This is a genomic window from Pseudomonas sp. NUPR-002 (genome assembly GCF_056322725.1).
Genome location: NZ_CM150476.1, coordinates 4,570,436 through 4,593,351, shown reverse-complemented (window position 1 = coordinate 4,593,351; position 22,916 = coordinate 4,570,436). Strand labels below are relative to the sequence as shown.

At 59.0% G+C, this 22,916-nt stretch carries 22 protein-coding genes, 5 tRNA genes and 1 riboswitch; of the genes, 18 read left to right on the top strand and 9 right to left on the bottom strand.

The window, feature by feature from the left end:
* Positions 1–13 precede the first annotated feature (13 nt).
* Together ACVWSC_RS21035 and astE are read left to right on the top strand one after the other, a co-directional pair.
* Positions 14–304, top strand: a complete 291-nt coding sequence (locus tag ACVWSC_RS21035) for a topoisomerase II (protein ID WP_010226660.1) — start codon at positions 14–16, stop codon at positions 302–304.
* A 10-nt stretch (positions 305–314) separates the two neighbouring features.
* The gene (astE, locus tag ACVWSC_RS21030; RefSeq protein ID WP_442109001.1) at positions 315–1,322 is read left to right on the top strand and encodes a succinylglutamate desuccinylase; all 1,008 of its coding nucleotides are present in this window, start codon (positions 315–317) and stop codon (positions 1,320–1,322) included.
* Between the two features lie 81 nt (positions 1,323–1,403).
* On the opposite strand, the gene ACVWSC_RS21025 is transcribed toward astE, so the two are convergent.
* The gene (locus ACVWSC_RS21025) at positions 1,404–1,910 is read right to left on the bottom strand and encodes a 6,7-dimethyl-8-ribityllumazine synthase (protein ID WP_442109000.1); all 507 of its coding nucleotides are present in this window, start codon (positions 1,908–1,910) and stop codon (positions 1,404–1,406) included.
* Between the two features lie 93 nt (positions 1,911–2,003).
* Positions 2,004–2,154, bottom strand: a riboswitch (FMN riboswitch).
* A gap of 294 nt (positions 2,155–2,448) precedes the next feature.
* On the opposite strand from ACVWSC_RS21025, the gene alaS reads away from it, so the two are divergent.
* The 8 genes from alaS (at position 2,449) to mgtE (ending at position 9,194) form a co-directional block, all read left to right on the top strand.
* Positions 2,449–5,067 (top strand): alanine--tRNA ligase, encoded by a 2,619-nt coding sequence (gene alaS / locus ACVWSC_RS21020; protein WP_442108999.1) that lies wholly within the window; start codon positions 2,449–2,451, stop codon positions 5,065–5,067.
* Positions 5,068–5,155: 88 nt separating this feature from the next.
* On the top strand, positions 5,156–6,391 hold the full coding sequence (locus ACVWSC_RS21015) for an aspartate kinase (RefSeq protein ID WP_442108998.1): 1,236 nt from the start codon (positions 5,156–5,158) through the stop codon (positions 6,389–6,391).
* Positions 6,392–6,574: 183 nt separating this feature from the next.
* Positions 6,575–6,763 (top strand): carbon storage regulator CsrA, encoded by a 189-nt coding sequence (gene csrA / locus ACVWSC_RS21010; RefSeq protein ID WP_002554426.1) that lies wholly within the window; start codon positions 6,575–6,577, stop codon positions 6,761–6,763.
* A 72-nt stretch (positions 6,764–6,835) separates the two neighbouring features.
* A tRNA-Ser gene (locus ACVWSC_RS21005) sits at positions 6,836–6,926 on the top strand.
* A gap of 108 nt (positions 6,927–7,034) precedes the next feature.
* Positions 7,035–7,111: transfer RNA gene (locus tag ACVWSC_RS21000), tRNA-Arg, on the top strand.
* A 77-nt stretch (positions 7,112–7,188) separates the two neighbouring features.
* A tRNA-Arg gene (locus tag ACVWSC_RS20995) sits at positions 7,189–7,265 on the top strand.
* A 77-nt stretch (positions 7,266–7,342) separates the two neighbouring features.
* Positions 7,343–7,419: transfer RNA gene (locus ACVWSC_RS20990), tRNA-Arg, on the top strand.
* Between the two features lie 332 nt (positions 7,420–7,751).
* A complete protein-coding gene (gene mgtE, locus ACVWSC_RS20985; RefSeq protein WP_442108997.1) occupies positions 7,752–9,194 on the top strand; it encodes a magnesium transporter in 1,443 nt (480 codons plus the stop codon).
* A gap of 63 nt (positions 9,195–9,257) precedes the next feature.
* Here mgtE and ACVWSC_RS20980 read toward each other — a convergent pair whose 3' ends face one another.
* Positions 9,258–9,584: an Arc family DNA-binding protein gene (locus tag ACVWSC_RS20980; protein ID WP_038616878.1), complete on the bottom strand. Its 327-nt coding sequence runs from the start codon at positions 9,582–9,584 to the stop codon at positions 9,258–9,260.
* A gap of 342 nt (positions 9,585–9,926) precedes the next feature.
* Between ACVWSC_RS20980 and phnN the strand changes: the two genes are divergently transcribed.
* Entirely contained in the window at positions 9,927–10,523 is a 597-nt protein-coding gene (gene phnN / locus ACVWSC_RS20975) for a phosphonate metabolism protein/1,5-bisphosphokinase (PRPP-forming) PhnN (RefSeq protein WP_442108996.1), read from the top strand.
* Positions 10,524–10,526: 3 nt separating this feature from the next.
* Here the strand turns inward: phnN and ACVWSC_RS20970 are convergent, their stop codons facing one another.
* Complete coding sequence (locus tag ACVWSC_RS20970; RefSeq protein ID WP_442108995.1) at positions 10,527–11,000, bottom strand: hypothetical protein; 474 nt, start codon at positions 10,998–11,000, stop codon at positions 10,527–10,529.
* Between the two features lie 42 nt (positions 11,001–11,042).
* Here ACVWSC_RS20970 and ACVWSC_RS20965 point away from each other — a divergent pair.
* The 5 genes from ACVWSC_RS20965 to ACVWSC_RS20945 all read left to right on the top strand — a co-directional run bounded on the left by ACVWSC_RS20965 (position 11,043) and on the right by ACVWSC_RS20945 (position 13,425).
* Positions 11,043–11,119: transfer RNA gene (locus ACVWSC_RS20965), tRNA-Arg, on the top strand.
* 139 nt (positions 11,120–11,258) lie between these two features.
* Complete coding sequence (locus ACVWSC_RS20960) at positions 11,259–11,603, top strand: metalloregulator ArsR/SmtB family transcription factor (protein ID WP_442108994.1); 345 nt, start codon at positions 11,259–11,261, stop codon at positions 11,601–11,603.
* A gap of 53 nt (positions 11,604–11,656) precedes the next feature.
* Positions 11,657–12,127, top strand: a complete 471-nt coding sequence (locus tag ACVWSC_RS20955; protein WP_442108993.1) for an arsenate reductase ArsC — start codon at positions 11,657–11,659, stop codon at positions 12,125–12,127.
* 12 nt (positions 12,128–12,139) lie between these two features.
* A complete protein-coding gene (gene arsH / locus ACVWSC_RS20950; RefSeq protein WP_442108992.1) occupies positions 12,140–12,841 on the top strand; it encodes an arsenical resistance protein ArsH in 702 nt (233 codons plus the stop codon).
* 116 nt (positions 12,842–12,957) lie between these two features.
* Positions 12,958–13,425 (top strand): hypothetical protein, encoded by a 468-nt coding sequence (locus ACVWSC_RS20945; RefSeq protein ID WP_442108991.1) that lies wholly within the window; start codon positions 12,958–12,960, stop codon positions 13,423–13,425.
* Positions 13,426–13,462: 37 nt separating this feature from the next.
* Here ACVWSC_RS20945 and ACVWSC_RS20940 read toward each other — a convergent pair whose 3' ends face one another.
* Positions 13,463–14,887 carry a phospholipase effector Tle1 domain-containing protein gene (locus tag ACVWSC_RS20940; RefSeq protein WP_442108990.1) on the bottom strand — a complete coding sequence of 475 codons (1,425 nt, stop codon included), beginning with the start codon at positions 14,885–14,887 and terminating at the stop codon, positions 13,463–13,465.
* A gap of 200 nt (positions 14,888–15,087) precedes the next feature.
* Positions 15,088–15,654 (bottom strand): hypothetical protein, encoded by a 567-nt coding sequence (locus ACVWSC_RS20935; protein ID WP_442108989.1) that lies wholly within the window; start codon positions 15,652–15,654, stop codon positions 15,088–15,090.
* A 237-nt stretch (positions 15,655–15,891) separates the two neighbouring features.
* Between ACVWSC_RS20935 and ACVWSC_RS20930 the strand changes: the two genes are divergently transcribed.
* Positions 15,892–16,905 carry a sensor domain-containing diguanylate cyclase gene (locus ACVWSC_RS20930; RefSeq protein ID WP_442108988.1) on the top strand — a complete coding sequence of 338 codons (1,014 nt, stop codon included), beginning with the start codon at positions 15,892–15,894 and terminating at the stop codon, positions 16,903–16,905.
* Positions 16,906–16,937: 32 nt separating this feature from the next.
* Here the strand turns inward: ACVWSC_RS20930 and ACVWSC_RS20925 are convergent, their stop codons facing one another.
* A complete protein-coding gene (locus ACVWSC_RS20925; protein ID WP_442108987.1) occupies positions 16,938–17,975 on the bottom strand; it encodes an LLM class oxidoreductase in 1,038 nt (345 codons plus the stop codon).
* Positions 17,976–18,167: 192 nt separating this feature from the next.
* On the opposite strand from ACVWSC_RS20925, the gene ACVWSC_RS20920 reads away from it, so the two are divergent.
* The gene (locus ACVWSC_RS20920; protein ID WP_442108986.1) at positions 18,168–19,079 is read left to right on the top strand and encodes a LysR substrate-binding domain-containing protein; all 912 of its coding nucleotides are present in this window, start codon (positions 18,168–18,170) and stop codon (positions 19,077–19,079) included.
* A 108-nt stretch (positions 19,080–19,187) separates the two neighbouring features.
* Here the strand turns inward: ACVWSC_RS20920 and lpdA are convergent, their stop codons facing one another.
* From lpdA to ACVWSC_RS20905, 3 genes are read right to left on the bottom strand one after another with little or no spacing between them, the layout of a single operon-like run.
* On the bottom strand, positions 19,188–20,573 hold the full coding sequence (gene lpdA, locus ACVWSC_RS20915; protein WP_442108985.1) for a dihydrolipoyl dehydrogenase: 1,386 nt from the start codon (positions 20,571–20,573) through the stop codon (positions 19,188–19,190).
* A gap of 2 nt (positions 20,574–20,575) precedes the next feature.
* A complete protein-coding gene (locus tag ACVWSC_RS20910) occupies positions 20,576–21,856 on the bottom strand; it encodes a dihydrolipoamide acetyltransferase family protein (RefSeq protein ID WP_442108984.1) in 1,281 nt (426 codons plus the stop codon).
* A complete protein-coding gene (locus ACVWSC_RS20905; protein ID WP_442108983.1) occupies positions 21,857–22,915 on the bottom strand; it encodes an alpha-ketoacid dehydrogenase subunit beta in 1,059 nt (352 codons plus the stop codon).
* Position 22,916: the final 1 nt, after the last annotated feature.

Below are 22,916 nucleotides of genomic sequence, written 5' to 3'. Positions count from 1 at the left end.
AGAGAATTCGACTATGTCCGACGCCCTGCAGCTGATCCTTGAAGATGACGATGGTACCCAGCTGGAAACATCCTGCACGCGCTTTGCGGTGGTCTGGCAAGGCAAGGAGGTTTGGATTCAGCAGGATGGCCGTGGTCAGCTGTTGATCGGCGTCGACGTTGAAGAAGACGACACCGAGTACGCCAACCTCTTGCTGCGTCCGCTGGCCACCAATCTGGTCAGCCTGCAACTGGAAATGGAACCGGCCGACGCCGGCGACGATGATGATCACGTTCATGGTCCTGACTGCGGCCACCATCACTAAGGAATAGCCCATGCTCGCCCTCGGCAAACTGCTCGAACTGACCCTGGCCGGTCGTGAACCGGCAGAGAAGACCCAGTTGACTGTCGACGGCGTGCGCATGCGCTGGCTGGGTGAGGGCGCACTTGAAGTGCGTCCTCCTGAAGCTCGTGACAATGGCATGGACCTGCTGTTGTCGGCGGGTATCCATGGCAATGAAACCGCGCCCATCGAGTTGCTCGACGAGTTGCTGCATGGCATTGCCCGGGGCGAGATCAAGCCGCGGGCGCGGATTCTGTTTCTGTTTGGCAACCCCGAAGCGATTCGCAAGGGGGAGCGCTATATCGAGCAGGACGTCAATCGCCTGTTCAATGGTCGGCATGAACTGTCCAGTGGTTCGGAGGCGTTGCGCGCCTGTGAGCTTGAGCGTTTGGCCACCACTTTTTTCAGTGTTCCCGGGCGTAACCGGTTGCACTACGACCTGCATACCGCCATTCGTGGTTCGAAGATCGAGCAGTTCGCCCTGTATCCATTCAAGGAGGGGCGTCAGCATTCGCGTCGCGAGCTGGCACGCCTGCGCGCCGCTGGTATGGAGGCGGTGCTGTTGCAAAGCAAGGTGTCGGTGACCTTCACCGCGTTCACCTATGAGCAGCTGGAAGCTGAAGCCTTTACCCTGGAGCTGGGCAAGGCACGGCCGTTCGGGCAGAACGAGCAGGTCAACCTTGATCGCCTGGAAACCCGGCTCAAGCAGATTATCGAAGGCAATGAGCCTTCCGAGCCTGACGCATTGGATGGCTTGCAGCTGTTCAGTGTTGCCCGCGAAATCATCAAGCACAGCGACAGCTTCCACCTGCACCTGCCGGCGGACATCGAGAACTTTTCCGAGTTGTCCAAGGGTTATCTGCTAGCAGAAGACCTGAGCAGTACGCGCTGGATTGTCGAGGAGGAGGGTGCGCGCATCATTTTCCCCAACCCCAAAGTCAAGAACGGCTTGCGTGCCGGCATTCTGGTGGTACCAACCACCCCAGACCACCTGGCCTGAACCTGTAGGAGCGGGCTTGCCCCGCGATCGCGCTGTGCCTGGCAGAGCGCAATCGCGGGGCAAGCCCGTTCCCACCTGGTTTTAGCCTACGCGTTTCTGTGGCAGCTCATTGCGGCGCAGGGCGCGCAGTTTCTGCAGGGTGTCCGCACAGGTTTTTGCCGCTTCAGCGCCTTTGACCAGAAAGTGTTCGAAGTAGAAGTTCTGGTGTTCATCGCCAGCATGGAAGTGGTGCGGGGTCAGCACCGCCGAGAAGACCGGCACTTCGGTTTCCAGTTGCACCTGCATCAGGCCACTGATCACCGATTGGGCCACGAACTCATGACGGTACAGGCCGCCATCAACCACCAGGCCTGCGGCAACGATGCCGGCGTAGCGGCCGCTGCGGGCCAGCAGCTTGGCGTGCAAAGGAATTTCGAAGGCGCCACCGACTTCAAAGAAATCGATATCGCTTGCCTGATAGCCCAAAACACCCATTTCTTCGACGAAGGCTTTACGTGCCTGATCGACAATATCCTTGTGCCAGCAGGCCTGGATAAAGGCGACGCGCTCGTGGGAAGGGTTTTTGCTATCGATTGCGGTAGGTTGCATTGAAACGGACTCCTGTTTGTATGAGAAACAGGGCATCTGGATCGAAGGGGATTTCGCCACGCAGGTGCACAGCGACAGGCACAGGTGTGCCTATCCCGTTCTCTCTTTATCCGGACTATGACCGTCGGCCCCGGAATCACACCGGGTCTGCTGACCTTGCAAGGCAAGCTTGCAAGCGCTCGCGGGCTATGCGCAGTGCGCAATTACCGCCGGTGGGGAATTGCACCCCGCCCTGAGAACGTTGCCACCGATGGTCGGCGGCGGAGAATTATTAGCACATATGTGGCGCAAACGTATAGGTTGCTAACGATTTTTCTGCGGATGAATGGCATTTCATCCGGCAGGCCTTGCCAATTTTACCTTCGAGCCGCAGTAATAGTGCATCGGCCAAATGTCGAAGACCGTCCAATTGACGGTTTCTATAGCATAAACACACTGCATCCAAGCCTAAGGCCCGATATAATGCGGCCCTTTGCCGTCGTTTCGTCAATTTGACGCAAGCATTTGCCTTCAGGCCGCCGTTTCCGTGGAAGAACCTATGAAAAGCGCAGAAATCCGTGAAGCCTTCCTTCGCTTCTTCGAAGAGCAGGGACACACCCGAGTTGCCTCCAGCTCTTTGATTCCGGGCAACGACCCGACCCTGCTGTTCACCAACGCGGGGATGAACCAGTTCAAAGACTGCTTCCTTGGCCAGGAAAAGCGCGCCTACACCCGCGCGACCAGCAGCCAGAAGTGCGTGCGCGCCGGTGGCAAGAACAGCGACCTGGAAAACGTCGGCTACACCGCCCGTCACCATACGTTCTTCGAAATGCTGGGTAACTTCAGCTTCGGTGACTACTTCAAGAAAGACGCCATCACCTACGCCTGGACCTTCCTGACCAAGGTACTGAACCTGCCGGAAGAAAAGCTCTGGGTCACTGTCTATGCTAGCGATGACGAGGCATACGATATCTGGACCCAGGAAATCGGCGTACCCGCCGAGCGTATGGTGCGTATCGGTGACAACAAGGGCGCGCCTTACGCCTCCGACAACTTCTGGACCATGGGCGATACCGGCCCGTGCGGTCCTTGCACCGAGATCTTCTACGACCACGGCCCGGACATCTGGGGCGGCCCACCCGGCTCGCCGGAAGAAGACGGTGACCGTTACATCGAGATCTGGAACAACGTTTTCATGCAGTTCAACCGTACCGCTGACGGTGTGCTGCACCCGCTGCCAGCACCATCGGTAGACACCGGCATGGGTCTTGAGCGTATCAGTGCGGTCATGCAGCACGTACACTCGAACTACGAGATCGACCTTTTCCGCAGCCTGCTCGACGCTGCTGCCGCCGCCATCGGTTGCAAGAACGAAGAGCAGTCGTCGCTCAAAGTGGTATCGGACCACATCCGTTCCTGCGGCTTCCTGATTGCCGACGGTGTCCTGCCGTCCAACGAAGGCCGCGGTTACGTACTGCGCCGCATCATTCGCCGTGCCTGCCGTCATGGCAACAAGCTGGGCGCTACCGGCAGCTTCTTCTACAAGATTGTTGCCGCGCTGGTTGCCGAGATGGGCGAAGCCTTCCCGGAACTGACCCAGCAGCAGGCCAACATCGAGCGCGTGCTCAAGGCTGAAGAAGAGCAGTTCGCTAAAACCCTGGAGCAGGGCCTGAAGATCCTCGAGCAAGACCTGGCCGAACTCAAAGGCAGCGTGGTGCCGGGTGACGTGGTGTTCAAACTGTATGACACCTACGGTTTCCCGATGGACCTGACTGCCGACATCGCCCGTGAGCGTGAACTGACCATCGACGAAGCAGGTTTCGAGCGGGAAATGGAAGCGCAGCGTGAGCGCGCCCGTTCCGCCAGCGCCTTTGGCCTGGACTACAACACCCTGGTCAAGGTCGATGTCGCCACCGAGTTCACTGGCTACACCAGCACCGAAGGCGAGGCGAATATCGTTGCGCTGTATAAAGACGGCAAGGTCGTTGAGCAACTGACTGAAGGCGAGCAGGGCGTCGTGATCCTCGATCGCACGCCGTTCTACGCCGAGTCCGGTGGCCAGGTCGGTGACACCGGCTACCTGCAAGCGGCCAACGTGCGCTTCGACGTGCGTGACACCACCAAAACCGGTGGCGCGTTCCTGCACCACGGTCTGGTCGCCAGCGGTACCCTGGTCGTGGGTTCCAAGGTGCACGCCAAGGTCGATGCTGATGTGCAGCACGCCACCTCGCTGAACCACTCTGCGACTCACCTGCTGCACGCCGCCTTGCGTCAAGTGCTGGGCGAGCACGTACAACAGAAAGGCTCGCTGGTTGATAGCCAGCGCCTGCGTTTTGACTTCAGTCACTTCGAGGCGGTCAAGCCGGAGCAGCTCAAGGCTCTGGAAGACATCGTCAACCGCGAAGTGCGCAAGAACTCCGAGGTGCAAACCGAAGAGACCGATATCGAAACCGCCAAGCAGAAGGGCGCAATGGCGCTGTTCGGCGAGAAATACGGCGACAGCGTGCGCGTACTGAGCATGGGCGGTGACTTCTCCGTCGAGCTGTGCGGTGGTATCCACGCCAAGCGTACCGGTGATATCGGCCTGCTCAAGATCATCAGCGAAGGTGGTGTGGCTTCTGGTGTGCGCCGTATCGAAGCGGTCACCGGTGAAGCGGCACTGGCCTACCTCAATGCTGCCGAAGAGCAGCTCAAAGAGGCGGCGCAGCTGGTCAAGGGCAGTCGCGACAACCTGATCGACAAACTGTCGGCCGTGCTGGAGCGCAACCGCCAGCTGGAAAAACAGCTGGAGCAATTGCAGGCCAAGGCCGCCAGTGCTGCCGGTGACGACTTGTCCAACTCGGCTGTTGACGTCAAGGGCGTCAAGGTCCTGGCTGCACGCCTGGACGGCCAGGATGGCAAGGCGCTGCTGGCGCTGGTCGATCAGCTGAAGAACAAACTCGGCCGCGCAGTGATCCTGCTCGGCAGTGTCCATGAGGAAAAGGTCGTGCTGGTTGCCGGTGTGACCAAAGACCTGACTGGCCAACTCAAAGCCGGTGATTTGATGAAGCAAGCCGCTGCCGCGGTGGGTGGTAAGGGCGGTGGTCGTCCAGACATGGCGCAAGGCGGTGGCGTTGACACCGCTGCGCTGGACAACGCACTGGCCCTGACCGTGCCATTCGTGGAGCAGGGCGTTTAAGGCGCCATCCGGCCCGTCGTCTAGTGACGGGCCTTGGTGTCGTTTGAATGTTTATTGGGTGCCCTTCATGGGCTGAGGCGGCTTTGAAATGGCGTTGATCGTACAGAAATTTGGCGGCACTTCAGTCGGCACGGTCGAGCGAATCGAACAGGTTGCCGACAAGGTCAAGAAATTCCGCGAGGCCGGCGATGACCTGGTGGTTGTGCTGTCGGCGATGAGTGGTGAAACCAATCGCCTGATCGATCTGGCCAAGCAGATCAGCGATCAGCCGGTTCCGCGTGAACTGGATGTGATTGTCTCCACCGGTGAGCAGGTGACCATCGCCTTGCTGGCCATGGCGCTGATGAAGCGGGGGATTCCTGCGGTGTCCTACACCGGTAACCAGGTCCGTATCCTCACCGATAGCGCGCACAACAAGGCGCGCATCCTGCAGATCGACGACCAGAAGATCCGTGCCGACATCAAGGCCGGTCGCGTGGTTGTCGTGGCGGGCTTCCAGGGCGTTGACGAGCACGGCAATATCACCACGCTCGGTCGTGGCGGTTCTGACACCACCGGTGTTGCCTTGGCGGCAGCATTGAAGGCCGATGAATGCCAGATCTACACCGACGTCGATGGTGTCTACACCACCGACCCGCGCGTGGTGTCCCAGGCACAGCGTCTGGACAAGATCACCTTCGAAGAGATGCTGGAGATGGCCAGCCTCGGGTCCAAGGTGTTGCAGATCCGTGCCGTCGAGTTCGCCGGCAAGTACAACGTTCCGCTGCGCGTGCTGCACAGCTTCCAGGAGGGTCCGGGTACCCTCATTACTATTGATGAAGAGGAATCCATGGAACAGCCGATCATTTCCGGCATCGCCTTCAATCGCGATGAAGCCAAGCTGACCATTCGCGGCGTGCCGGATACCCCGGGCGTTGCTTTCAAGATCCTCGGCCCGATCAGCGCCGCGAACATTGAAGTCGACATGATCGTGCAGAACGTTTCGCACGATAACACCACCGACTTCACCTTCACGGTACATCGCAACGACTACGACAAGGCCCACAAGGTCCTGGACAAAACCGCTGAAGAGCTCAATGCTCGCGAAGTGGTGGGTGATACCAACATTGCCAAGGTGTCGATCGTTGGCGTTGGTATGCGCTCTCACGCCGGCGTGGCCAGCCGCATGTTCGAAGCACTGGCTAAAGAAAGCATCAACATCCAGATGATCTCTACCTCCGAAATCAAGGTTTCGGTGGTAATCGAAGAGAAGTACCTGGAACTTGCGGTGCGCGCCCTGCACACCGCCTTCGAACTGGACGCCCCTTCCCGACAGGGTGAGTAAGGCGTTGCCTCAAGGGCGCGGCTTAGCCGCGCCCTTCGCGTTTCTGGCGGGTGGGAGAAAACTGTCGTTTTGCTCGCGCTAGTCAATACTTAGGCGTAGGTCGGTGGCCGTCACGGGCTAAAGGCTCAAGCCCTTAATTTTGCAGACTGTTATCCCTGAACTGAATTTCGTGAGGACAAAGATATGTTGATTCTGACTCGTCGGTGCGCCGAGAGCCTGATCATTGGCGACGGCGAAATCACCGTGACCGTGCTTGGCGTCAAAGGAAACCAGGTGCGAATCGGTGTGAATGCCCCTAAAGAAGTGGCTGTTCACCGTGAGGAAATCTACCTGCGAATCAAGAAAGAGAAGGACGAAGAACCAAGCCATTAATTTTTATCGATTTTTTTTCAAAAAAGAGTTTGCAAACGGGGAAAGCTCTGGTTATTATACGCCCCGTGTTGCGGAGAGGTGGCCGAGTGGCCGAAGGCGCTCCCCTGCTAAGGGAGTATACCTCACAAGGGTATCGGGGGTTCGAATCCCCCCTTCTCCGCCATTATTCATGTAGGACGCTGTAATCTGCCTGAATCGCGTAAGTCGTTGAAATTAAACGAAAAAGTGGTTGGCAAAAAGATTTAGCGGCCTATAATGCGCGGTAACAAATGCACTCATAGCTCAGCTGGATAGAGTACTCGGCTACGAACCGAGCGGTCGGAGGTTCGAATCCTCCTGAGTGCACCATACGACGAAGCGGTTTTCTTCTTGAAAGTCGCTTCAGCTTCAACCAGAGGTGATCTGGTCCATCAAGCGCCAACCCTGCACTCATAGCTCAGCTGGATAGAGTACTCGGCTACGAACCGAGCGGTCGGAGGTTCGAATCCTCCTGAGTGCACCATACGACGAAGCAGTTTTCTTCTTGAAAGTTGTTTCAGCTTCAACCAGAGGTGACCTGGTCTATCAAGCGCCAACCCTGCACTCATAGCTCAGCTGGATAGAGTACTCGGCTACGAACCGAGCGGTCGGAGGTTCGAATCCTCCTGAGTGCACCATACAACAGAAAGCCCGCCTAATAAGGCGGGCTTTTTGCTTTCCGGCGTTCTATCTTTTTCGTTGTGACATGTGTTTTTTTTACCGTGGTAGCCGTCGCACTGATAGCTGCAGAGGTTGTCATAACAATGCCGCGCAAACGATTGTTCTAGCCACGATTTTTTCAGCACCCTGACGGCCCAAGCGGTGTATGATTGCGCCCGTCAGTCCCGCCGGGGCTTGTGGAAAACCACCATGGACTTACCCAGTAGTTACTCAATAGCAAGTTTTGCCAATCAAGATCTGACTGATTGATTCTCCCGGCGTGCTCCGCTGCTGGGAGTGGAGTTCGCCTATGACTGAAATCGAAGCAAAAAAGACGCAAGAGAGCTTGCAGGATCGCCTGGCTCAGGTGGTCGAACTGCTGCAGCGTCAACGCGTGGTCGAAGACCTGACCCACCGTCAGGAAGGTCATCACCACGACCTGGTGGAAAACCTCGTTCACCGCCAGAACCTCGTCGAGCTGCAGCGCAAGCTCGATGACCTGCACTCTGCCGACGTTGCTTACATTCTCGAAGCCTTGCCGCTGGACGACCGTCTGACGGTCTGGCAGCTGGTCAAAGCCGAGCGCGACGGCGACATTCTCCTGGAAGTATCCGACTCGGTTCGGGAAACCCTGATCGCCGACATGGACGATCACGAGTTGCTCGCTGCAGCCAAGGAGATGGACGCCGACGAACTGGCCGACCTGGCGCCTGAGCTGCCCCGTGACGTTGTTCATGAGCTGATGGAAACCCTCGATGCCCAGCAGCGTGAGCGCGTTCGCTCCGCGTTGAGCTATGACGAGGAGCAGGTCGGTGCGCTGATGGACTTCGAGATGGTGACCATCCGCGAAGATGTCAGCCTGGAAGTGGTACTGCGTTACCTGCGTCGCCTCAAAGAGCTGCCAGGGCATACCGACAAATTGTTCGTGGTCGATTACGACGGCTTGCTCAAGGGCGTGTTGCCGATCAAGCGTTTGCTGGTCAATGACCCAGACAAGAAAGTCGCCGAAGTCATGGCGGACGACCCGGTGGTGTTCCACCCGGAAGAAGACGCCTACGACGCCGCCCAGGCCTTTGAGCGTTATGACCTGGTATCGGCGCCGGTGGTAGACAAGAACGGTCGCTTGATCGGCCGTCTGACCATCGACGAAATGGTCGACCTGATTCGTGAAGAAAGCGAGACCGAAGTGCTGAACATGGCCGGTCTGCGTGAAGAGGAAGACATCTTCGCCTCGGTCTGGCGTTCATTGCGCAACCGTTGGGCGTGGTTGGCGATCAACCTGATCACCGCCTTCGTGGCATCCCGAGTGATTGGCCTGTTCGAGGGCTCGATCGAGAAGCTGGTGGCGCTGGCAGCGCTGATGCCGATCGTGGCGGGTATTGGCGGTAACTCCGGTAACCAGACCATCACCATGATCGTCCGCGCCATGGCGCTCGATCAGGTCAGCCCTGGCAATACGTCGCGGCTGATGCGCAAGGAGCTGGCGGTAGCCCTGATCAATGGCCTGGTGTGGGGCGGTGTGATCGGTGTGGTGGCGTTCCTGTTGTACGGCAGTTGGTCGTTGGGTGTGGTGATGACAGCGGCAATGACCCTTAACCTGCTGTTGGCGGCGTTGATGGGGGTGTTGATCCCCATGACCCTGGCGCGCCTGGGACGTGATCCGGCCATGGGCGCCAGTGTGATGATCACGGCCATGACCGACAGTGGCGGATTCTTCATCTTCCTCGGCCTGGCAACGATCTTCCTGTTGTAAATGCCAGCGTCCACATACAAAAAAGCCAGCGTAAGCTGGCTTTTTTGTTGAGGCGGGCAGGGCTCAGGAAGCGTCTGCGGCCATCTCGACATCGTGAGCAATCAGGGCCACCAGTGCGTTCTGCTGTCGGTGTGACAGCTGGCGGAAGCGTTGCAACAGTTCACGCTCGTGCAGCGACAGCTCCGGGCTGTCCAGGCGCATGCTCAGCTCGTCACCCAGAGCTCCTTCCTGGATCAGGCTCTGTTCCAGGCGGGCGATGATTTCCGAGTTCATGCTGCGGTGATGGTGGCGCGCTACCTCGGCAATGCGCTCACGCATTCCGTCGGGGAGGCGGACGACGAATTTGTCAGCGGTGCGGCTTGAGTAAACAGCCTGTTTCATTGGGCGCATATAATTGACCGATTGTAGTTCAGGGGAAGCGGTTTTCGAAATTGGCCGCACGATCTCAGTACGACCATCACGGCAACAAAATGTTCAACCTGAATTGTGAATGAGGTGTGCATCATGCCTCATTGTCGCCGGTTCCTTGGCGTCAATTCTGTGACAAATATTGAGTCGTGTGAAGGCGTTTTGCCAGTACCAATTGTCAGAAATGAGCACTGGTTTCAAATTTTTTCATTTTTTCATTCAGCGTCCCATCAGCTGATTTACCGCCACCTGTAAGCAGCAGGCGAAAACAGCCGGGAAAGCGCCTAGAATGCGCAAGCTTCCTTATTGATGAGCATAGTGGCTATGCAGCATGACGCAAGAACCGCGCGCCGTACAGCTTTGCCTGGGCGCCTGGTTTACTTGATGGGGCCTTCCGGTGCGGGCAAGGACTCGCTGATCGATGCTGCCCGGCCCGTATTGGCGATGCACAACGTGGCCATCGCCCGGCGGGTGATCACTCGCTCGGCCGAGGCCAAGGGCGAAGATGCGCAGGGCGTTTCTCCCGAGCGCTTCGAACAGATGTGTGCCGCTGGCGAATTTGCCCTGCATTGGCAGGCCAACGGCCTGTCCTATGGCATCCCGGTGCAGATTGATGAGTGGCTGAAGCAGGGGCGTACCGTGCTGATCAACGGCTCGCGCGCGTATCTGCCAATCGCCCGACAACGTTACCCGGATCTGTTGGCGGTATTGCTAAGCGTCGACCCGCAGGTATTGCGCCAACGCTTGCTGGCCCGTGGTCGAGAGAGCCTGGAGGACATTGAGCGGCGTCTGGCGCGTAGCCAGCAACTGACCGTGGCAGATCAAGGCGTCTATCTGCTGGATAACTCCACACGCCTTGACGACGCCGTAGCGCGGTTGCTCGGGCTGCTGCGCGAACACGGCTTGCTGGCGCGCGACTAAGCCTCAGAAGATCAGCCGCTGTTCGGTTCTGGGTTGCTCTGCAGGTGTCAGCGCCGATGCCGTAGGCGCCCGGGGCATGCTACCGAACTCCACCAGGTGTGGGCGCATCGCAGAGGGTGCCAGGGCTTGGGCAGATGCTTCCGGCCCCTCTGGCTGAAGAAGCAAACCGGCCAATACGGCCAATGCCAACGCGTTGAGCAAAAGTAGTGTGCGGTTCATCAGGCATACTCCACAGAGCAGGGGCGGTTGCCGGGCACTTGTGAGTGAATATTGCACGCCGCATGCCAGCCGAAAATTTGAAATTAGTCCTTTAAATTCAAATAAATAGGCCGTTTTGATGAGGGCTTTGTCGGGCATTCTGCAATAATGGCCCACTGCCTTGTTGCAAAATGCACGATCTGCTCTGCTGGATGCACAAAGGCTACAGGCAAAAAGCCCCATGGATGACATGACAAATGCCAGCGTGCTGGTTAACATGCACGCCGTCCTCTGTCGCGCAGCGCTCGTTGCCGGCTCAATGTCTCAGTAGCTCAATTGGATAGAGCATCCCCCTCCTAAGGGGAAGGTTGGCAGTTCGAACCTGCCCTGGGACACCATTCATTTGAAGTTCTCCAACACTCAAGTTCGCACACGCGTCCGATGCGCCGCCCGCCTATGCATCTTTCATTGGTCATGGCTTGCACAAAACATATGCAAAATCGTATATTCGTATTTCCATATGTGTTGGTGTGCCACATGTTTACTCCCCCCGAGATTTTCAAAAGCCTGGCTGACGAGACTCGCGCCCGCGCTACATTGCTGATCGCCGATCAGGGCGAGCTCTGTGTGTGTGAGTTGATGTGTGCCCTGGATGACAGTCAGCCGAAAATCAGCCGACATCTTGCTCAATTGCGCAGCAGCGGGGTGCTGTTGGATCGCCGACAAGGCCAGTGGGTCTACTACCGCCTCAATCCGGATCTGCCCGGCTGGGTGACCGCGATGTTGCAGGTGACGCTGCAGGCTAATGTCGATTGGCTGCACAGCAATGCGGCGCGTCTGCAAAGTATGGAAGGGCGCCCTGTTCGTGCTGCCTGCTGCTGAGTGCCTGCATCAATCCCAGTTTTCACCTTTGCCCGTAGCGGCAGGAGCAATGTATGCGCGTCCTCTTCATGTGTACGGCCAATAGCTGCCGTAGCATTCTTTCAGAAGCCGTGTTCAATCACTTGGCGCCGGAGGGCTTCGAGGCGGTAAGTGCCGGGAGTTTTCCCAAACGGCAGGTGCTGCCGCGTACGCTTAGCACACTGCAGCAGGCTGGTATCGCTACCGAAGGCTTGTGCAGCAAGGGTAATGACGCCTTTCAGGAAAACCCTCCGGACATTGTCATTACCGTGTGTGACAACGCTTCGAACGAAAGTTGCCCGGCTTATTTTGGCCCGGCGCTCAAAGCCCATTGGGGATTGCAGGACCCTTCCGAAGTGGCAGGCGATGACGCTACGGTTGATGCGGCCTTCCGCTTCACGCTGGCGTGCATCGAACGGCGTTGCAACGCCTTCCTGAAACTGCCGTTTACCCGACTTGACCGCGACGAGCTCAAGCACGAGTTGGATCGGATCGGTCTTCTCTAAGCAGGAAAAAACATGTCAGAGCAATTACCCAATCTGGATCTTTCGCTGTTCGACGGTGTGCCAGTCACAGCCCGGCCCGGAGCTCATAAACCGCGAATTCTGTTGTTGTATGGATCAACCCGCGAACGTTCCTTCAGCCGTTTATTGATCGAAGAGGCAGCTCGCCTGCTGGAGCACTTTGGTGCCGAAACCCGGATGTTTTCCCCTTCCTCAATGCCTTTGCCAGACGATGCGCCAGTCGATCATCCAAAGGTGCAGGAGTTGCGTGAGCTGGTGTTGTGGTCGGAAGGTCAGGTCTGGTGTTCGCCTGAGCGGCATGGCGCGATGTCGGCAGTGTTCAAGGCACAGATCGACTGGATTCCGCTGGCGCTCGGTGCTATCCGCCCGACCCAAGGCAAAACGTTGGCTGTGATGCAGGTCTGCGGCGGCTCGCAATCATTCAATGTGGTCAACCAGCTGCGGGTGTTGGGCCGCTGGATGCGGATGTTTACCATCCCTAACCAATCATCGGTACCCAAGGCGTACATGGAGTTTGACGAGGCAGGTCGAATGAAGCCCTCGGCGTACTACGACCGTGTCGTCGATGTGATGGAGGAATTGGTGAAATTCACCGTGCTGCTGCGCGATCATCAATCAACGTTGGTCGATCGCTATTCGGAGCGCAAGGAAACTGCCGAGCAGTTGATGGCTCGGGTAAATCAGCGCTCAATTTGATGCCAGCGGTGTGGTTTGGGGGGCGCAGGGCGCGCATCGACTCGTCACTTTACTTCGGCAATCGCTTGGCTAGGCTCAGGTAAAACAGCGCTAACACCCGATTGCCGGAGGCCGTGATGCAACAGCCCTATGGTACTCAACCCACCTGGCATCAGAAGCTGCAGCGCCATTTGGGCAGCAACCCAGGCACGGTCATTCTTGCCACGTTGTTTTTTCTGGTATTTGCCTACGTCATCTGGGATCTGACCAGTACGCTTAGTACGGACAATTCGCCGTCCAGTGGCGCCGCGCTCAATCGCCTGATTGCCTTACTTGGTGGATTGTTGGGGTGGGCGCTGGGCATACTGTTTGCGCCGTTCTCGGCCGCCGAGAAGGAGCAATTCCAAGGGATTGCCAAGGTCATATCGGCATTTGTCGCCGGTTATCTGTTGTCCAAGGCTGAAGTGTTTTTTCAGCTGACCTTGTTCCCCAAGGATGGCAGCTTTCCGCTGATGAACTGGATTCGTGTGGGGATCTTCACCGCATCAATGTTGCTTGGCGCACTGACCGTGTTCGTCCACCGCCTGTACGCCTTTCGCGAATAGATTTTTGGAGAGCTTCACGCCCGCTCCTACCGAAAGGCTATTGCTGCGGCGCAGGGCATGGCCCGGTGAACTCAGGGTAGTGCTCGGCAATGGTGAACATCGCTGCAGGGTTATGGCCAAGGTTGACCGGGCGGTAGCGGTGATCCGGTTCGCGTTCCGGGTGGAACTCAGGCAAATCGCACAACGCCATCCGAGCCAGTACGCTGGGGTGAACCTGGTCGTGCTGCACCGGTTTCCGGCGCAACAAGCCAGCGTTTCGGTAGATCGCCGACAAGTACCAGGCTGCATCAAAGTATTCGTCATGCAGCGGCGCACTCAGGCACTCCTGAGGCCAGGGTGAATCGGCGAAGATTTGCTCTGCTTGCACCTTTTCCAGCATCCAGCGCAAAGGCGTGGCTTCGAGCCCAACCGGTGCGCCAGTGTTCTGTTGTGTCTGTAGGCCGCAATAGTCACCCTTGAAGCCGTTCGCGTAGCCGCCGCCAATATCGGCGTGCGCGCCGGCAAACCACATCTCCTCCAGCGTTTGGGTTTCGTATTGCGGTGTGGCGAATCGTTGCAGGCGGAAGCTGTCGCGTTGCTCATCCAGCGACATGGCGTGATAGCCCTTGCGCGCATACAGCTCCAGACGATGGCCGTCCGGGTCTTCATCCAGTCCGAAGCCGATGGCAGGCACGGTGTCGAACACGCCAATGGCCTGGACAACGACTTTGTTTGCAGGGTTCTTGTCCCCGTAAGCTTTAATCCCAAGAGATTCCCGGTAGTCACGCAGGTTGTCGCGCAGTGTTTGTTCAAAGGTTGCGCTGCCGTTGTTACTGACGTGATAACGGTCGTACAGCTTGTTGACCTTGCTATGGAAGTTGCCGGCCCACCACAGCATGAAGGTATCGTCCAGGGTGTCGGGGGTGATGGTGTCGAACTTGGCCAGGCCGGCGTATTCGATAAAGCCGTTGAGGGAGCGTGCGGTGAATGCACCGCGGCTGAACCCAAACAGGTAGATTTTGTCGCCTGGTTTGTAGGCTTCCACCAGAAAGCGATAGGCCTGACGGATGTTCATGCTGACGCCGCTGCCAAGCGCGGCGCCGCTGATGGGCATGGTCGGGCCAGTACCCACGCCTTTGTCGTAGAAGGCGATCACCGCGTGGCTGTCGGGGCTTGCGGCTTTTTTATCGGCAGGTGACAGGGACCGCAGCAGGGCGAGGTTGTATAGCCGCCAGATGTTGGTGCTGTCTTCCCAATCGTTGGCGGTGCCATCGAGCAGTACCACCAGCTTGCGATTTTTCGCATTCTGGTGAATGCAGTTCAGCAGTTTCCAGCGTGCACGGACTCTTTCATAAGAATCCTTGGCTTCGTCAAACGGAAAGCGGGTGCTGTTGGGGCAGCTTGTGGCCTGGCGTACCAATACCTGGTCGAGGTCGTCCTGCGACTCAGCCTTGGCTGCCGTCATGTGCGCAGGTATTGGCATGAGGTACTGCGTCGGGCCTGAACACCCGGTAAGGATACAAACAGCCAGCAGCAAAATATTGCGATGCATGTTCGAGCATCCCCCAGGTAAGCCTGTAGCCAGGGGTAGCCCGACGTGAGTGCGGCTTGCTGGCCCCTTGAGTCCTTTCCTCAAGGTAGATCGCCAGCAGGCCAAATGCCACTTCTGCCCGTGTGATCAGTTCAGATCAGAGCGTGTTGCTTCTGCTCTTGCTCGGCCGCCGTTGATGGTGATGTGGCAGCGGGTGTCAGTTCGGCGGTCAACCGTGCAGACTGCGCAGGTCCCTGCAGGTGAGCATTCAAGGTCGCCAGGCTGTCCAGCTCCGTCTCCTTCTTCATCTGCTCGGCGATTTTGCGCTCGATCTTGTCTTTTTCTTCAGGCGGCAAAGCGTCGAATTCTTCCTTGGTGATGCCGAGTTCGTTCAGTAGCTTTTCTTTGATCTTCTCGGCCGGCGACAGCGCCATGTAATCGCGAAACTCCTGCACGGCACTGCTGGTCGGGGCGTCCGGCTCAGTGCTGGTGGACTGCTTGAGTGTTTGCAGTTGCACCTTGAGTTTGGCCATGGCTTCGTCATGTGCGCTACCGTTGTTCTGCCCGGTAGTGCTGTTGTGGCTTTGCTGTTGCGCTGCAGCGCCGCTGCTGGCAACCAGCGTACGAAAGAGCGCTTGTTGTTCTGTCGCTGCCTCAGCGGCGGTGCGTACCGGGTTGGTTGCCAGCTGTTGCCAGCCAGCGCTGTTGATGGTGTTCACTGGATCGTTCTCCTTGATCAAAAACCAGCGTGCAGTTGAGCGACAGCAATCGCTGTGCCAGCTGGTTAAAAGCGCTCAAGGTTCTAGTATGTAAGGGCGCACGCGAGTGTCTGGCAACGTCTGCTCGGTACCTTTTTGCCTGCAAGGGGAAAAAGTTTGCCGTCGACGGCAACGCCACTCTCACGCCAGCGCCACTACAAGGTGGGACGTAGTCGTCCGGGACAAGGGAGAGAGCCCATGAGTCAAGCACCTGAATCGGCAGCGCCGAAGGCGCCATTCATTGCGTTCGAGGACGCGCAATTGCAAACCCTGTTGGAGCTGATCAGCGACGGCATCTGGGACTGGAATGCCAACAGTGGTTATGTCTACCGCAACCCTGGCTGGTACAGGATGCTCGGTTACGCCAGTCACTCGCTGGACAATTCGGTGTTTACCTGGGAAAGCGTTATTCACCCCGAGGATTACCCGCGGGTGATGGCGCATTTTGAAGCCTATATCACCGGGCAGGCTGAAGCGTATCGGGTGCAGTACCGCTGCAAGTGTCAGGATGGCAGCTACCTGTGGATTGAAGACAGCGGCCATATCATCGCGCGCAATCCGGATGGGGCGGTGGCGCGGATGCTGGGGGCGCACCGTAATATCGACGCCAGCAAACGTCTGCTGCAGCAACTGGAACAACAGAATTCGTCACTCGAAGCGCTGGTGGCCGAGCGTACGCAAGAGCTGTCGTGGGTCAATCAACAACTGCAGCGCCAACTGGACGAGAACCGCGACCTGGCCGAACGCGATGCGCTGACCTTGATTGCCAACCGCTATCGTCTGGAAAAAGTCCTGCAGCAAGAGTGCGAGCGCGCCCGGCGATATCGCCATCCGCTGTCGTTGATCGTGATGGATCTGGATGATTTCAAGCCGATCAATGATCGTTACGGTCATGCACGGGGTGACAGCGTACTGATCGATCTGGTGGCGCGGATCAAAGGTTGCTTGCATGGAACCGAGCTGCTTGCCCGTTGGGGTGGCGATGAGTTTGTTGTGGTGCTGGTCGACGCGTCACTGGCTCATGCACACCAGATGGCAAGCACGATCCGCCAGGCACTGGAGCAGGCGCCTGCTATGGGTGACTATCAACTCACCATGAGCTACGGCGTGGTAGAGCGCCATGAAGGGGAGGGCCAGCAACAGCTGCTGTCGCGGGCGGATCAGGCGTTGTACCGGGCCAAGTCGGCAGGCAAAAACTGTATCGCCGAGTGAATGCTCACTGCGATAGGCCGTGGGCGTGCTGATCACCAGTGTTGTGCCAGCGCTTGTGGGCCATGGTGAGTGGGGAACAAGGGCAGGACCTCTTCGCCGAGTTCTTCGATGATCTCGCGCGCCGGGCGTTGAGCCAGATGGATGCCGAGTGCGGCGTGATTGACTCCAGCATCGCGCCATTCCCCCAGTAGCTCGATCAAGCCCTTGCGACCCGTCTTGAGTACGTAGCCGCCGCGCAGCGGGGTGCGAGGGTAGTTCGGGTTTTCGTCGAGGTCGATCCACTCGTTGGTGACATGCGGGCGAAAGCCCTGATCCGGAATATGCTGGCGCCAGGCGCGGATCTTCTCGGCAAGCTGAGCTGGGCCAGCGCTGGTGTGCGTCGATTGCGGAAATGTCAGCCAACCATCGGCATGCTCGCCGAGCCACGGCATTGATTGCCGTGACGAGCCGGTAACCAGCAAGGGAATTTTGCCAGTGGCAGGTCTGGGCAGTAGCCGCGCCTCACTGAGCTGTCCGAGGGTTGAGCTGATGGCCCGCTCGGGGCCCTGCAGCAGTTGGCGAAAGTAATCCACCGTATCGGCGAAGCGCTCACCACGTTCACTGTGTTGCAAGCCATAGGCCGGGAATTCGAGCGGGCGGTCACCCGAAGCGATACCCATCACCAAGCGCCCGCCGGACAATTGATCGATGGTTGAAGAGGCCTTGGCCAGATCAATCGGGTGACGCAGGGAGAAGACCGCGCTGCCGGTGGCCAGGGCAATGTGGCGGGTTCTGGCGGCCAGGTAAGCCAGGTAGGTAAACGGATCGAAGACCTGCCCGGCATCGCCGAAGCCCGGATCAAACAGAGGAATGTCGCGTACCCAGACTGCCGCGAATCCGAGGCGCTCGATGTCGATCACGCGATCGGTTTGCCCGGCCAGGACGCTCATGTCGCCAGCATAGAAACGCAGCGGCAGGAAAATGCCCAGCGTCAGTTGCTCTGCTGCAAACATCCGGTTGTAGCCCGGGTGGTTGATGAAGACGGGTGCGCTGGCGCCACGGCTAGCAGTGAGGTTTATTGTCTGGTGCATGCCGATTCTCTAAGCATGAGGGCGTTCATGAAAGCATTAGGTGAGCTATCGCTGTTATGGGGCTGTTCAGGGCTGCTCATCTGCCACTTCCTGTGATGTTTTTGCTTGGCTATCCTAGGAAACCGCTGCACGCGTGAGAAACGATGATTTCTCGCCTGTGTGTTTAGATTCTCTAATCTGAGGTTGTTGCCCGTGGGAGCAGTTTTACCGTTGCTGGCATTGCGTGCTTTTACCGAGACAGGACGTCTGGGTAGCTTGAAGGCCGCGGCAGATCGGTTGGGAGTGACGCCGGGCGCCATCAGCCAACAGATCCGCTTGCTGGAAGAGCGCCTGGGGGTTGCGCTGTTTGTCCGTGTTCACCATGGGGTGCATCTGACGGACGCGGGCGCGCGGGTACACCTCAACCTGATGCGTGGATTTGAGCTGATCGAAAAATCCTATGCGACACTGGAAAATCTGAGCGGCGAAAAAAGCCTCACCATCAGCACGGTGCCTTCGTTTGCCGCGGCATGGTTGGTGCCGAGAATTGGACGCTTCAGTGCCTTGCACCCAGAGATCGAAGTGCGGATTGAAGCCGCGGCGACGCTGGTGGATTTCAAGCATGACCGCATTGATGTCGCCCTGCGCCACGGTTTGGGTCATTACCCGGGGCTGGAGTCGATCCGGTTGATGGCGCCGGTGTTGTTGCCGGTAGCCAGTCCACAGCTGCTCGCCCAGGGGGCAGCGGTTGCCGAGCCGGCCGACTGTCTCAAGTACCCGTTGTTGCAGGATGGCGACCGCGCGGACTGGGCACTCTGGCTACAGGCCCACGGTGTTCAAGTGGGGGATGAGGCGCGGCCTGGAATGAGCTTTGAAGAGGACCTTCTGTTGTTGCGTGCCGCGGCAGCGGGGCAGGGTATTGCCCTGGTGCAGGACACCCATGCGCAAGAGGACATTGATGCCGGAAAGCTGGTCGTCGCCTTGGACAAGCCCTGGCCGTCGCGATTTGCCTACTACCTGGTCAGCCGTGCCGACACTCTGCAGCGTCCGGAAGTGCGCGCGTTCGTCGATTGGATAAAAACGGAAGCAACAGTAGGAGCGGGCTTGCCCCGCGATGCGTTGTAACAGGCAAACCACTATCGCGGGGCAAGCCCGTTCCTACCGTGCCTCAAAAAAAAAGACCCGCGGCGCTTGCGCGCAGCGGGTCAAATCGGCCGCAGCCGCTTCAGTGTGTTACAGGTGCAGGGCGTGACCTAAGGCGCGCAAAGCCGCTTCCTGAACGGCCTCGCCAAGGGTCGGATGTGCATGAATGGTGCCCGCCACGTCCTCCAGGCGCGCGCCCATTTCCAGTGACTGGGCAAACGCCGTCGACAATTCCGAGACACCCACGCCGACGGCTTGCCAGCCGAGGATCAGGTGGTTGTCACGACGCGCGACCACGCGGACAAATCCGCTTTTCGATTCCAGGGTCATGGCCCGGCCATTGGCGGCGAACGGGAACTGCGCAACGATGCAGTCCAGGCCTTCCTGTTCAGCGTGCTCCGGGGTCTTGCCGACGACCACCAGTTCCGGGTCGGTGAAGCACACGGCAGCAATGGCGCTGGGTTCAAAGCGACGCGTTTTGCCGGCGATGATTTCCGCAACCATCTCGCCCTGGGCCATGGCCCGGTGGGCGAGCATTGGTTCACCGCTGAGGTCGCCGATCGCCCAGACGTTGCGCATGCTGGTCTGGCAACGTTCGTCGATGGCGATGGCCGCGCCGTTCATTTTCAGTGCCAGGCTTTCCAGGTTGAAACCCTGGGTGCGCGGTTTGCGGCCGACGGCGACCAGTACCTGATCGGTCGACAGCTGCAGCAGCTCACCCGCCGGGTCACGGACTTGCAGGCGCTGGCTGGCGGCATCGAAGCCTTCAACACTGTGCTTGAGGTACAGGGTGATGCCGAGCTTTTTGATCGACTCGGCCACCGGTGCCGTCAGTTCGCTGTCGTAGGTTGGCAAGATGCGCTCGCGCGCTTCAACCACGCTCACCTCAACGCCGAGTTTGCGGTAGGCAATGCCCAGCTCCAAGCCAATGTAACCACCGCCGACCACCGTCAGGTGCTTGGGCAGGGCTTTCGGTGCCAGGGCTTCGGTGGAGGAGATTACCGCGCCGCCTAGCGGCAACATCGGCAGCTCGACGCTGCTGGAGCCGGTGGCCAGCAACAAGTGCTCGCACTGGATGCGTTGGCCATCGACGTCAACACTTTTGCCGTCGAGGATCTTCGCCCAGCCATGAATCACTTTTACCCCGTGCTTTTTCAGCAGGGCGGCGACGCCACTGGTCAGGCGGTCAACGATGCCGTCTTTCCAGGCCACGCTCTGGCCGATGTCCAGACTGGGCGGTGAGACCTTGATGCCGAGGTTCGACTGCTGGCTGTGCAGCTGAGTCTGGTGGAACTGCTCAGCGACATGAATCAGCGCTTTGGACGGAATGCAGCCGATGTTCAGGCAGGTGCCGCCCAAAGCCTGGCCTTCGACCAGAATGGTGGGGATGCCCAGTTGACCAGCACGGATGGCCGCCACGTAACCGCCAGGGCCGCCACCGATGATCAGCAGGGTGGTGTTGAGGGTCGCTTGCATGGTCACTCCACAAACAGGCTGGCAGGTTGTTCGAGCAGGCCGCGAATGGCCTGGATGAAGAGTGCCGCGTCCATGCCGTCAACCACCCGGTGATCGAACGAGCTGGACAGGTTCATCATCTTGCGGATGACGATCTGGCCATTGATCACCATGGGCCGTTCAACCATGCGGTTGACGCCGACAATCGCCACTTCCGGAGTGTTCACCACCGGGGTGGAGACAATGCCGCCCAACGCGCCGAGGCTGGTCAGGGTAATGGTCGAGCCCGACAGTTCTTCACGGCTGGCCTTGTTGCCACGCGCCGCATTGGCCAGGCGCACGATCTCGCCAGCGTTGCTCCACAGGCTGCCGGCTTCGGCGTGGCGCAGCACCGGAACCATCAAGCCGTTGTCGCCCTGGGTGGCGATGCCGACATGCACCGCGCCATGGCGGGTAATGACCTGGGCTTCATCGTCGTAGGTGGCGTTGATTTGCGGGAACTCGCGCAGGGCCAGAACCATGGCACGCACCAGGAACGGCAGCAGGGTCAGCTTGCCGCGGCTGTCGCCCCACTTTTTGTTCAGGTGCTGGCGCAGTTCTTCTACGGCGGTTACGTCGATTTCTTCGACATAGCTGAAGTGCGCGACGCGGCGTTTGGCATCCTGCATGCGCTGGGCGATTTTGCGGCGCAGGCCGATGACCGGGATCTGTTCGCTGTCGCTGCGCTTGCTGTAACCCGTCGGCGCGCCTGACGTGGCGCGGGTCGGCTGGGTGAGGAAGGCGTCGAGGTCTTCGTGGAGGATACGCCCGGCCGGGCCGCTGCCGTGGACGTACCGCAGTTCGATGCCGGCGTCCAGGGCGCGTTTGCGCACGGCTGGGGAGGCCAGGGGGCGTTCGTTGGCATCGCGGGGGACGATGGCGGCGGGTTGGTGGGTGGTTGGCGTTGGGGTGACAGGTTTGCTGGCCTCTTCGCGGGGCAAGCCCGCTCCCACCGGGGCAACAGCAGGGGCTGGGGTGGTGAGTTCAGCGGGTTTGCTCGGGCTTTCCTGGAGGTTGCCGGCGCCTTCGACTTCAATGCGGATCAGTTCGCTGCCCACGGCCATGACTTCGCCGGGCTGGCCACCCAGGGCGAGGACTTTGCCGCTGACCGGCGAGGGGATTTCTACCGTGGCTTTGTCGGTCATGACATCGGCCACTACCTGGTCTTCAGTGACGGTGTCGCCAACTTTGACGAACCATTCCACCAGCTCTACTTGTGCGATGCCTTCGCCAATGTCTGGCATCTTGATGACGTGCGTGCCCATTCAGACCTCCATAACCCGTTTCAATGCCGCGCCCACGCGTGAAGGGCCGGGGAAATACGCCCACTCTTGCGCGTGCGGGTAGGGGGTGTCCCAACCCGTAACGCGTTCGATCGGCGCTTCGAGGTGATGGAAGCAGTGTTCCTGAACCAGCGAGATCAGCTCGGCACCGAAACCGCAGGTGCGTGTGGCTTCGTGGACGACCACGCAGCGCCCGGTCTTTTTCACCGAGGCGACGATGGTTTCCAGGTCCAGTGGCCATAGGCTGCGCAGGTCGATGACTTCGGCATCGACGCCGGTTTCTTCGGCAGCCACTTGCGACACGTACACGGTGGTGCCGTAGGTCAGAACGGTGACGTCATTGCCGGGGCGGGTGATGGCAGCTTTGTCCAACGGCACGGTGTAGTAGCCATCCGGCACAGCGCTGGCCGGGTGTTTCGACCACGGCGTAACCGGGCGGTCGTGGTGGCCGTCGAACGGGCCGTTGTACAGGCGCTTGGGCTCGAGGAAGATCACCGGGTCGTCATTTTCGATCGAGGCAATCAGCAGGCCTTTGGCGTCATACGGGTTGGACGGCATCACCGTGCGCAGGCCGCAGACTTGGGTGAACATCGCCTCGGGGCTCTGGCTGTGGGTCTGGCCACCGTAGATGCCGCCACCGCAGGGCATGCGCAGGGTCAGCGGGGCAACGAATTCGCCCGCCGAGCGATAGCGCAGGCGTGCCATTTCCGAAACGATCTGGTCGGAAGCCGGGTAGAAGTAGTCGGCGAACTGAATCTCGACCACCGGGCGCAAGCCATAGGCGCCCATGCCCACGGCCGTGCCGACGATGCCGCTTTCCGAGATCGGCGCATCGAACACCCGCGACTTGCCGTACTTGGCCTGCAAGCCTTCGGTGCAACGGAAGACACCGCCGAAGTAGCCCACGTCCTGGCCATAGACGACCACGTTGTCATCGCGCTCAAGCATGATGTCCATGGCCGAGCGCAGGGCCTGGATCATGGTCATGGTGATAGTCGCCATGGCGGTTTCCAACTGAATAGAGTTGTTGTGATCGTTCATG